This window comes from Acidobacteriota bacterium, assembly GCA_016700075.1.
In the GTDB taxonomy this organism is placed as follows: Bacteria; Acidobacteriota; Blastocatellia; order Pyrinomonadales; family Pyrinomonadaceae; genus OLB17.
The window spans coordinates 543,335-554,860 of record CP065000.1; the positions used below are offsets into that span (position 1 = coordinate 543,335).

An 11,526-nucleotide genomic window follows, 5' to 3' on the forward strand; every position below is an offset into this window, starting at 1 on the left:
CCTTTAATTAACAAATGTTAGTCCGAGCGCGATAAATAGGTCCGCTTGGGCCCGGTAGCGTTCCACTAGTGTTTCGGTCAGATCCTGGTTTGCTTCAAGTAACTTCTTTTGCTCAGCAATAAGGTCAGTTATTCTTAATTCGCCGATCTGATAGACCTTTCTGATCGTCTCAATATTTTCTCGTGAACGAGGAAGAACTGCGGTCTCAAGCCTCGCCAACGCCCGCTTGGCCGACTCTATTCGTTGAAACGCGGTTGTCACCTCATTCCGAATGATCGCCTCTGCAAACGCTCGCTTTTCCTGAGCCTGACGAATCGCAATTGAAGCCTCGGCTTTTGCACCCTGTTTTTTGTCAAAGATCGGCAAACCGATTGCAACGCCAAACGTCAAACTGCCATCATTCTGGAAGTAGGCTCCACGAGGGTCGTCGAAACCCGCCCGGCTCCGCGAATAGCGAGTATAGGCAGTAAAATCGGGTTTACCCTGTGAGCGAACCAGGCGAAGTCCCGCACTGGCAAGCTGTTCCTCAAGCTCGGCAACGCGCAACTCCGGCCTTGACCTGAGAGCGACGGAAATACCCGTTTCACTGGTCGTTGGCAATTGGGGAATCTGAGCAGCTGAAATTTCCTCGCGCAGTTTGAACGGCTGCTCATAAGGAACCCCGGCAAAGAACTTGAGTCTGGTGACAGCGGTTTGGATCCTACCCTCTGCAAGCTCCCGCTTGGCTCGAAGGCGTTCGACCTCGGTTTGCAGAAGATTTAACTCAAGTGGTGCCGTTTCGCCTTCCGTAACGCGAATTTGAACAAAGGCGACTGTTCGGGTATCGAGTTCCAGAAGATCATCAAGGACCTGGAGTTCCTTGAGCGCAGAGAGGGCATCCGCATATGTGGTAAACACCTGCCCGGTAACTTCGCGTTGTCTGGCAAAAAGTTCTGCTTCTCGCAACACGATCTCCGCCCGCGCAAGATCGATCCTCTTTTGGCGTTGCCCATAAAGATCGAGCGGCAAAGAAAAGCCGACGCTCAATCCGCGGTCGCCCGGCGAACCCACGAGGCTTCCCGTGGACTGTTCGACCTCAAGGGTCGGATTCGATCGAAGTCCGGCCTGTGTCAGCCTCGCCCGTGCTTTGTCAACCTCGAGCCGCGCGATCTTGAGATCCCCATTATTCTCAATTGCTAGACGAACAATCTCGTCGAGAGAAATGCCGTCCGATTGGTTGTAATAGCGATTTGAAAATGGCGGAACGATCCTTTTAACACCGGCATCAGATACCGGTTGCAATTTCGCGGCAACCGAACCGTCTTCAATTATATTTGTAGTGGCATTTTCCTGTGAAAACGCAACGCCGGCCATCGAAACGATGGCGACCAAAGTAATTATTTTGAACATCAATAAACCTATCTCAAAAACGATCAGCAAGAGTGGCACCGTGCAACGATCGCACGGCAAGCTAAAAAGGGCGCGTTAATGCTGTTTTGAGTTAGGCTTTTGGCGGCTGCCAAATAGAATAAGTCCGGTTGGACTGATAGGGGTTCGTGTAAAGGGAAAAGTCACCGCGAACTAGTGCATTTTCAGCGGTAAAATCCACCGGCAAAGAATACGCAATTGAGGGAGCAGGGGTTGTACCGCAACACGAACAAACACAGAATGGGGGGCATTCATCGTTATTGTTGGAATCTTGCGATGACTGGTCTATGTGGGCGACTTTCTGAATAGCATGTCCCTGATTGTCGCGCGGCAACAGGCTATCACTGCACGGCTGCACCGACAGTACGAGTAAATAAGCGCCAAAAATATAGGTCAGAATTCGCACGAGAGTATGTTCTCATTTTCGATCATATTTGTCCAATAGGACCGGTTGCAGATCATCAACCGGAAGACAAATCTCGAAAACTGTCTCGGCATCTTTTCGATACGCCGATTCCGCTGGCCGTAAAGTTCCAACGGAATTGAAACACTCGCGCTGCATTCGCCAATGCCAGACGAACCAACGAGTCGACCGGAACCTTGCTCGACCCCCAGCGTCGGAATCGGACGTAGGCCCGCTTGTATCAGACGAGCCTTTGCCTTATTGACTTCGAGTTGTGAGATCTTTGTCTCGCTATTTGATTCAAACGAGCGCTTAACTATCTCGGATAGAGAGAGTCCGTCAGTTTGGCTATAAAAGTCGGTAGGACTTGGCCCCACCCGGCCAGTTTGGGCTGATGTACTCGACACGACGACGAGAGCAGCCACAAAGACCAGGACTTTGGACATATACTTCGTAGGTTCTAAACTTGTAGAGGAAAAACGAACAGAGCAACGCACAGTTCGCGAATAAGTCGCAAAACAAGGCGCGGTCACTTTAAGGAAAGCTTAGAGAAACTGGGGAGGGCGAAGATTATGGTCGAGGTCAGAGTTCTTATGACCGGAAGAGCGAAAAGTAGCGAGTCGAGAGCCGGAATACTGTGCTATTTCACTTTCTGTCAAAAAATATGAACTGACGACCGTCAGGTGCCAGCAAAAACATTCGTGCTGGTGATCGTATTAATGTTCGTCATCAGACTGACGGTCGCGGTGGTCGGCGGTAACAAAATAAGTGTCGTTGTCAGCAGCGGAGACATCATCTGCCTTTTTCGGCAACATGGTGAGCCGGTGGAATGCCCAGAGCCTCATTTCCACAATACGCCCGCAAAACACTTACATCAGCTATCGCGTAGATCACAAACAAAAAAGCAACAAGACTTACTATCCTGCCCCTTATTTTGAACTGAGACTTAACCCGATCGGACATAAGTAATCCTTATAGTTATAGTTTCAGCAGCATAAAGTCAAAACTGAGCCGAAGATCATGCAGGAAAAATATTTGCCGCCGGGGGGACCAACCGAAATCAGGGGATCCTGTGACCGCCAGCCCATAGCCGCGATGATCGTCTAATTTCTGCTTACGACGGTTCTCTTCGCCGACAATATTACCCAGTCGGCGAGGCGTTCATCGGGCAAAAGGGCCCGTTTGCTCATGGTATAGGTTAGTCCGTCGAGCCGCCTTTTGATGCCCTCTTCAATGCCGCCGTAGGAAAGCAAAAGAGGCACAATCAACACCGTGCGTTTCTCATCGGTGGCTCGGCTCACCATGGAGCGGAGCTCTTCGGCGACACGCGAGCGGACAGGTTCGGGGGCGTCGTCGCGGACGGTCAAATACTCGATTCGTTTGAAGTCGCTCTTGCGACGCATATTCTCGGCAATGACGCTCATATCCGCCAGCCATCGGGCATTCTCCTCATCTGAGACCGGACCGTGAGCAACTAGGATAACGACTTCTTTTTTCGGCTCGCTGCTAATCTCGCGGGCACGCTCCATCAGTATGTCGGCGACGTAAGGGTGGGAGCCTAGCGCCGAAACCATTTCGATCGGAACCGAACTTTTTACCGGCGTCAATGGGTCGAATGACGTATCCATCGATTGGTGCGAGTCATGACCGCCGCCACCGCCGTGATCCATTTTGGCAAAAATTGCCAGATCAGCCGGTGCGACCGGTCGCAGTCCGAGCAGGAACTCGGTCGAGGTGATAACGGTACTGTGCGATGAAATAAAAAGCGGGACGGCGACGATCTTTTGAGCGCCTCGCGAAACTAGTTTGTCAACCGCTTGCTGAATGCTTCGCTTGCTTGCCATTCCGAATGCCACCTCGACCGGCATGGTACGATTTGCGGCGGCAGCAACGTTAATTACCTCATTATTCCAGTCATCTTTTCCGCCATGTGCCAGCAACAGAATGCCGGTTTTCTTTCCCGTAACGCTTTTGTCTCTCGCCGCATCCCCAATCTGTGCGGTTCCAACAATCACGCTAAATGCTGCGATCAACAAACTTGCCGTTATTCTCGATATTCTTTTCATAATTTCAAAGCCTTGCGTGAAGATAAAAGGACCTAGTAGGTCCGCGAACAATACTCTTAATCGATCAGCTCGCTGGTCAAAATCTCATCCCGCTCACCTGCTTGCGGAAGCACCCACTGCGACATTTCCCATCCGGCTGAGTAGTATACGTCGACCACCGCGTTGGTGAACGCAGCAAATTCGCGGCTGTCAAAGCTGAGCGCGACTTCTCCAGTCCTGAGACGAACCCGCCTGCACACCGCGCAGTACCAGAGGCTTAGTTGCTTGTTCTCGCAGGTATGTTCCGCAAACCCGTCGTCAGAGATTCCTATCATAATGCATTACTCCGCTACCTTATTTGATCTCCCAGCTCGTCCCGATCGTAAACGAGCGCCCGCGTGCGGGAGCGAACACAAATTGTTCATTGTAGAGCCGGTTGAACAGGTTGGACACGCCGATGTTGACGTTGAAATTAAATCGTTCACGCCGAAAATAGTAGCCGCCGCCGATGTTATGCGTGACAAATCCTGGTTCGGCTCCGCCGTTCGACATAAGGAATGAAGGGGATAAACGATCCTGTTTACCGACGATGCGCATTGAGTAGTCCGCGAAATAGTTCTTTGCCAGATTCTGCCAGCGAACGCCGGCATTCGTTCGATATGGGCTGATAAAATCAAGCGGCAAAGAGCGGGTCAGGTTGTCGCCTCGGAGATAGCTAAAATTGCCGTTCGGGGTCAGATAGCCCAATCTGATTCGAATTGGAATCTCGATCTCGGCCTCGAAGCCCTGAATCCTTGCCTCCGCGACATTTTGCGTTTGCGAAACGGGGATCGGCGGCAAGGTGCCCCGAGGGATCGTTATCGGCAGACCGTTTCGATCAAGGGCGATAGCTGTTGCCAGAAAATTCTGGTAGTAATTGTTGAAATAAGTGACGCCGGCTGCGAAACGCGATGTACGAAACTTCGCGCTCGTGTCGAAGTTTATTCCGCTCTCGGGTTCGAGATTCGGATTGCCGACGACAAATCCGCCGACCGAACCAAAATCCGTGAAAAAGCGCTCGAAAATATTCGGGGTGCGGAAAGAACGCCCTAATCGCGCCGATAAGATTACGTTTTCAGTCGCGCGAAAGAGGGCGCCTAAATCTCCCGTTACCGAAGTCGTTTTGACCTGAAGTCCGCTGGTCAATCCCTGCAATCCTAAATCTTCTATTTGATCTGCCGTAAAAGAGGCCGGGATCGTAAAGCCGGTTGTAGGCTCCGCATTTGTTCTAAAAGAGTCGATCCTGAAACCGCTTATCAGTTTGAGTCGGCTGGACAGGCGAAATTCGTTCTGAGCAAACCCTGCAAAATTCGTCAGGCTCGCGTCCGGCACGCTGCGCGAACGGTCTTGCGACAACACCGGGGTGAAGGGCTGGGCACGGCGTTCGATAAACCGACGATCGCTGTTTGAGTCACGGAAAAAACTCAGTCCGGCGGTAAGATTGTTGCGGCTGCCCAAAATCCAATCGGTCTGCACGTCAAACCCGGAGGTTTTGGTGTCTGTGACGGTCTCGCTGAATTGATACTGGCCCGGAAAAAATGGCGGTGCTGGCGGGACCGTCAGTATGTTCGTAAAGTTTCTATACTGAGTCTGGTAAAACGCGTTTATAGATATTCTGGAAAGTTGCCGGGTCAGATTTGCCTTATCGAAACGGCCGCTAAATTTGTCGCGATTTGAGAATGGGAAAAAAGCATTGAAAACCCCGACAAGCGTCGGTGAACCTATGTTTGCAGCCCGGCGGCGTTCATAGTTTAGCCGCAGAGTGTTCGTGTCGTTGAAAAAGAATCTCGTCGTCGCCTGAGTGTTGCCGGAGTGCGATTGCGAATTCAAAACCTCACCATCCGGCGCGATCCCGCCGTTGAGAAAGTTTGCGGGGACAACGCCATTAGCCTTGCCCGTTGAATAATTGTCAAAACGATCAAGTGACTGCGCGACGCGGAAAGCAAAAAACTTGTTCGAGCCATTGACCGCAATACTGCCGCGACGCCCGTTTTCATTCGACGTGTAGAACGTATCAAGCTTCGCCCCGAATCTAAAACCGTCCTCGTGCCGCGGCGGCGTGTCGCGGGTAATGATATTGATCGTTCCGGCGAGAGCGTCAGTACCGTAGAGGACCGAACCGCTGCCGCGAACGACCTCGATGGTTTCGATTTGCGACGTTTCAACCAAACCGATCTCTACACCGGACTGCCCCGTCGAAGTTCTCGAATTATTAAGCCGTTCTCCATCCACCAAGATCAAAACGCGGTTGCTGTCGAGGCCTCGGATCCGCGGCCGGACCTGAAACGCGCCCTCGTTGACGGTCGACGTCCCGGGCAAGGTGCGAAACACGTCGCCGATTGTGTTTACCGCCTTGCGTTCGATTTCCTCACGCCCGACGATGCTGACCGGCACCGGCGTCTCGTCGGTGGAAATCTGCGTCCTGGTCGCCGTAACCGTTACATTTTCTGAAATACCACCGGCCGACAGTTCGATCTCGACATCATTCGTCACGGTTCCGCCCACTGTTAGTTCACGAACGCCAGTGGAAAATCCTTTCGCCCCGACGGATATTCGGTATCGGCCACTTGACAGTTCTCTAAACCTAACCTTTCCGGCGTCATCGGTCGTTGCCTTCATCTCGGCTCCGGTTTCTACGCTTTTGACGAGAACAGTCGCCCCCGGAACGGCTCGATCAATAGGGTCTTTGACCAAGATCTGCACGCCAGTTCGCTGACTCTGAGCGATTGCTGCCATCGATATCAGGCATAAACAGACCACCGCAGCGAAAGACCTCGATGTGGTAAATCCGCGAAAACTAATACTTAAATATAGCTGCATACAGTCACTTCTCCCGAACATTCGCTACAAGAACACTTACATCTTACTGCAATTGAAAGTCAATTTCAATAAAGTAAGTCTAGAAACTGTAATGAAGAATGTCAAAGGGTTAAACCTATTTACTTTGGAATCGACAATGTGAAGGTTGTGGCGACCCCACTTGACGTTGCGGTCAATGTTCCGCCATGCTGGCTGGCGATTTCGTGCGCAATCGAAAGGCCCAACCCGATGCCCTTGTCTTTCGTCGTGAAAAAGGGATCAAAAATCTTTGGAAGAATTTGTGAGTCAAATCCATGGCCGGAATCGGCAACGGCAATAGCACTACTTCCGGCGTCCTCAAACGTTCGGAAAGTGAGCGTTTTTTTGTCGCCGCTTGTTTGTTCGAGTGCCTGCAGACCATTTATCGCCAAATTTAGAATAACTTGCTTTATCTGTTCCGGATCGACCAAAATTCGTTTTCCGTCTTGCTGCAAATCTTTTACGACCGCCACAGACTGGTACGCGGCTTGATTCGCGATCAAAGCAATAACAGATTCGACGATGGTGTTCGGGTCGCTCGGGACTTTGGTCGGTTCGGTCGGACGCGCAAATCGAAGGAATTCGCCAACGAGCCGATCCAGTCTGTCGATCTCGTTTTTTGCGAGAGTGGCGAACTCGTGCCGCGGACCTATTCCTGTCGACTCATCCTCCAATATCTCGACCGCTCCTTTGATGGATGCAAGCGGATTCCGGACCTCGTGAACTATTCCAGCAGAAAGTTCTCCGAGCGATGACAGTTTTTCGGCTTGCAGCAATTGCTGAAAAGTATTTTGGAGTTCATCAAAAGCCCTGCGACGTTCTTCCGCATTCCGTTCCGCCCGTTCACGAGCCTTTCGAAGGCGGTCGCCGAGTGCTCCCATAATGCCTCCCACAAGGTTGAAAATAACAATCTCCGCATACTGATTTATCGAATAATCGAAATGGCCGTGTTGCCAGTGAATATAGACATGCGGTGAATAAATTACGGTCGTGAAAATTGATGCGGCCAGCCCGCCTCGTAGGCCGAAGATTAACGCCGCCGCGATTATCGGTATGTAATAAAGCCGCTGATAAATCTCGTGCCAGACGATCTGATCCGTCGGTGTCAAAAAATGCAGGATTGTTACAAGGATGATCGTAGCGGCGATCGCGATCCAAACGTATAACCGGTTTCGAGAAGATATGATGTTGAACGACTTAGTGTCCATTAATTGAAAACTTCTATACCTATTCCAACCCGTATTTTTGCATTCTATACAAGAGGGCACTGCGCGTAATCCCTAGATATTTTGAGGTTTGCGATTGATTGCCATCGTGCATCGAGAGTGCCGTTCGTATGATCTCTCGTTCGAGGTCATCAAGATTTATTGGATCAGGGGGTAACGAAAACCAGAGTTCCCCGTGAACAGACTGAGGATTTTTGATATTTTCAGGCACATCGCTAAGGGTCAGCAGCTCGCCATCGGACAGGACCACCATTCTTTCTACCAGATTTTCCAATTCGCGAACGTTGCCCATCCAAGGGTAATCAAAAAACGCCTTGAAGACTTCACGTTCGACCTTTGGCGGTCGCACACCATGTTTGGATGCGGATCGGGTGACAAAATGTTGGGTCAGGACAGGTAGATCCTCACGGCGTTCACGCAGTGGTGGAATCGTGATCGGGACAACCGCGAGTCGGTAGTAGAGATCCTCTCGGAAGACGTTTTCTTTTATTAGTTCGGGCAGGTTTTCGTTGGTTGCCGCGATTATTCTAACGTCTATCTTACGAGGGCTGTTCTCGCCCAGACGTGTCACTTCTTGCTCCTGTAAAACTCGCAAAAGCCTTGTTTGCGACTGTAGGGACATTGCGCTTATCTCATCAAGGAATAAGGTGCCGCCGTCAGCTTCCTCAAATTTTCCCTTCGACTCTTGAGCCGCACCGGTGAAAGCCCCTTTCTTATACCCGAATAGTTCGGCTTCGATCAGTGTTTCCGGTATGGCTGCACAGTTGATCGCAACAAAAGGATTGTTTTTTCGTGTGCCGGAAAAGTGTATTCCTTTCGCGATCAATTCCTTTCCGGTTCCCGACTCGCCTTCTATTAGAACCGTGACGTTTGTCTTTGACACTCTATCAACGAGATCAAAAACCTGAAGCATTTTTTCAGATGCTCCGATAACGTTCTCAATGCGAAACTCTTCATGAACTTGCCGTCTCAGCCGACGATTCTCCGCTAAAGCCTTGCCGAATTTAAGGGCTTTCTCAATCGTCAGCAGAATCTCCTGACGGTTAAAAGGCTTGGTAATAAAATCAAAAGCCCCACCGCGCATCGCTTCGACCGCAGTGTCAACGTCTCCGAATGCAGTTATGACAATTATCGGGAGGTCACTATTTATCGCGGTAATCTGTTGAACGACCTGGGCTCCGTTCATTTTCGGCATTCGCCAATCGGTGATCACGCAGTCAAACTCTTCTGCCGAATATGATCTTACCGCTTCCCTGCCGTCACTCTCACTCACCACCGAATGCCCGGCCTCAGTCAGCTGAAATTCTAGAACCCGGCGTAGCGAGTCGTCGTCATCAACAAGCAAAATTTTGGCAAACTGAGAACTCATTACGTACTATTTTATCTCAAAGGTCAGTGTCGTCCATTTTGATTCATAGTTCAGGTTCGGATCGTCCAGTTTGGCCATGTTGATAAACTTGACATACCACTTGCCGGCGCCTTCGAGGCGAAGTTTGATGATCCCGTTCTTGTCGCTGCGAAGGTCGGGGGCAGCGGTCATCTTGCCCTTTTCTTCGCGTCCGGCGAGCACGACTTGGTTGGCGACTGGTTTGCCATCCTTTATACAGTGCGGGCAAATGTTATAAATCGCGGTCGTGAAATGTTATAACTCCAGGAATTTCAAGTTGACTCAGTCAACCGCCCGAATGCCGTTCCTAATCATATCATACGTGTATTGGCGGCTAAGTGAGACCACGGACGGCCTAGAGCTTGAACCATCCTGCAACCATCCTAAAGCGTCACGCCGTACTCCAAATTCAGATACGTCGAAAGCAGAGTGAAGTCACCGCTCGACAGCGCGGCATTACAGTATATGATTTCCTTGAGTCGGATATTACTAGCGTTCCCGCCATACGGATCGCCCGCGATGCCTAAACCTTGATGCGATGCCGTCAGTGAGCCGCTTCCTGTCGCCTCAGAGCCGTTCAGCCGGAAACGTCCCGACGAACCTGAATGCTCCATAAACGCTACCATATCACCTGTCGGTCGAGCAGGGATGTTCCGAGTTATGGTATAAGGTCCGCCTGGCGGAATCCAGATAACAGCATCCGCCCCTGAATTCGATTTATTGAACGTCCAATTATAACTGCAAATATATCGGTCGAACGTGGCTACATCTGACACTACCTCGAATACGATGCACATTGTCAGTTGCGTAACTGATGTCCAGATCGAGCCATCCGCCAATAAATCATCCACACCGTCAAATTCAACATAGGGATCGCCGGAATTTGCTTTATAAATCGGCTCTTTGCCTGACGGTGCGGGAATGTGAGCTGAGCCTATCAGGTCAGGTAGCGACGTTACAGGATCATTGTCGCCTATACCTGTCATTTCACGAACGCGATACCAATGAACTATGTCTGGCAGTTCTGCCGGAGTCCAAGTGAACGGAGGAGGCGGAGGCGTTTCAATCGGTTCGGCCTTTGGAAAGAACAGCCCGTACCCCGATCGAAGCTCCAGACAATCGACGACTGAATTCCCCAGCACGAGGTCGAGGTCAATCGTGTTCACGAAATCCGCGGTGACTTCCTTTTCGTCCGACCAATACCAATTCTGTTTGGTGTCCTCGTGGACGTGCAAACGCGTGAACGAGCGGGCTGTCATTGCACCGGTTCGTATAACCCATCCGTCAACGATGATGCTGTACAGCTTGTCCAGACTCCCAACGTCTGCGCTGTTGAACAACTCCTCACCGCCGAACTCAATTCGCACGTCCACCTGATCACTTAACAGACGAAGTGCGTAGTTGAAGGTCACTTTGTCGCCGTCCTCTTCAAACAGGTTGGCCGGTATTTCGACACTGTGCAGTATCTGGTCGGTATTGCCGTCAGACACTTCTGTTGCCGTCACGTCAAAAAGCGAGCGGATTATCCTGGGAAGATCCTTGTAGACAAGCGGCCGAAACTCCGGTGCGTCTGCTGTCTCACCCGTAGCCGGGCCCGCAAATACGAGGTTCGGGTCAACCTCGGACGGGATACCGGTCGCAGAATCGGCGGTCAGCATCTGCGACGGTGCCTGGCGATAGTTTGTAAATGTACGCTGGCCGGTACGCGTGACCGTGTTCACATAGACACGAAACAGCCCGTCAGCTACGTCCGGCATGATGAATGACGGCGTCGTGCCCGGTCGGCCATAGCCGAGCAGGTGATCGACGGCGTCGGGATCGCCGAGCTTTTCGAGCCAAACCTCGCCCATCACATCGGTTTCGCGTTCGGTGGGTAGATACTCTACAACAAAGGTCGCATCTAGGTTTTCGGGCATGCGGGCCGCCTCGTCATGGGTCGCGGCCGCGAGACGCCGAAACACCTCGGGATAGCCGGGAACAGAGAATTCGAGCAGGTCGCCCGGATCCGCGTCTACAAAGAAATCGGCGAGGTTACCGAAGGCGTCGGTCTCGACTGATCCAATGCCGAAACCGGTTGTGACGTCGGTTATAGTCACTGTCGTGTTGGCGAGCAGTATCCTGCTGCCGTCCGCCGCGAACCGTGCTACCTGAAATCCGTTTACTCTTCCACCGGCCATACTA

8 protein-coding genes are annotated in these 11,526 nt (G+C 51.4%); all 8 read right to left on the minus strand.

Going from position 1 to position 11,526, the window contains the following annotated elements; genetic code table 11:
* Positions 1-3 precede the first annotated feature (3 nt).
* The 8 genes from IPM50_02540 to IPM50_02575 all read right to left on the minus strand — a co-directional run bounded on the left by IPM50_02540 (position 4) and on the right by IPM50_02575 (position 11,522).
* Positions 4-1,389 carry a TolC family protein gene (locus IPM50_02540; protein QQS33479.1) on the minus strand — a complete coding sequence of 462 codons (1,386 nt, stop codon included), beginning with the start codon at positions 1,387-1,389 and terminating at the stop codon, positions 4-6.
* Between the two features lie 1,524 nt (positions 1,390-2,913).
* On the minus strand, positions 2,914-3,876 hold the full coding sequence (locus IPM50_02545) for a hypothetical protein (GenBank protein ID QQS33480.1): 963 nt from the start codon (positions 3,874-3,876) through the stop codon (positions 2,914-2,916).
* A gap of 56 nt (positions 3,877-3,932) precedes the next feature.
* A complete protein-coding gene (locus IPM50_02550) occupies positions 3,933-4,190 on the minus strand; it encodes a hypothetical protein (protein ID QQS33481.1) in 258 nt (85 codons plus the stop codon).
* A gap of 19 nt (positions 4,191-4,209) precedes the next feature.
* Complete coding sequence (locus IPM50_02555; protein QQS33482.1) at positions 4,210-6,714, minus strand: TonB-dependent receptor; 2,505 nt, start codon at positions 6,712-6,714, stop codon at positions 4,210-4,212.
* A 119-nt stretch (positions 6,715-6,833) separates the two neighbouring features.
* Positions 6,834-7,940: a sensor histidine kinase gene (locus tag IPM50_02560; GenBank protein ID QQS33483.1), complete on the minus strand. Its 1,107-nt coding sequence runs from the start codon at positions 7,938-7,940 to the stop codon at positions 6,834-6,836.
* Positions 7,941-7,959: 19 nt separating this feature from the next.
* Positions 7,960-9,327: a sigma-54-dependent Fis family transcriptional regulator gene (locus IPM50_02565; GenBank protein QQS33484.1), complete on the minus strand. Its 1,368-nt coding sequence runs from the start codon at positions 9,325-9,327 to the stop codon at positions 7,960-7,962.
* 6 nt (positions 9,328-9,333) lie between these two features.
* Positions 9,334-9,498 (minus strand): hypothetical protein, encoded by a 165-nt coding sequence (locus IPM50_02570; GenBank protein ID QQS33485.1) that lies wholly within the window; start codon positions 9,496-9,498, stop codon positions 9,334-9,336.
* A 230-nt stretch (positions 9,499-9,728) separates the two neighbouring features.
* Positions 9,729-11,522 carry a hypothetical protein gene (locus tag IPM50_02575; GenBank protein QQS33486.1) on the minus strand — a complete coding sequence of 598 codons (1,794 nt, stop codon included), beginning with the start codon at positions 11,520-11,522 and terminating at the stop codon, positions 9,729-9,731.
* Positions 11,523-11,526 lie beyond the last annotated feature (4 nt).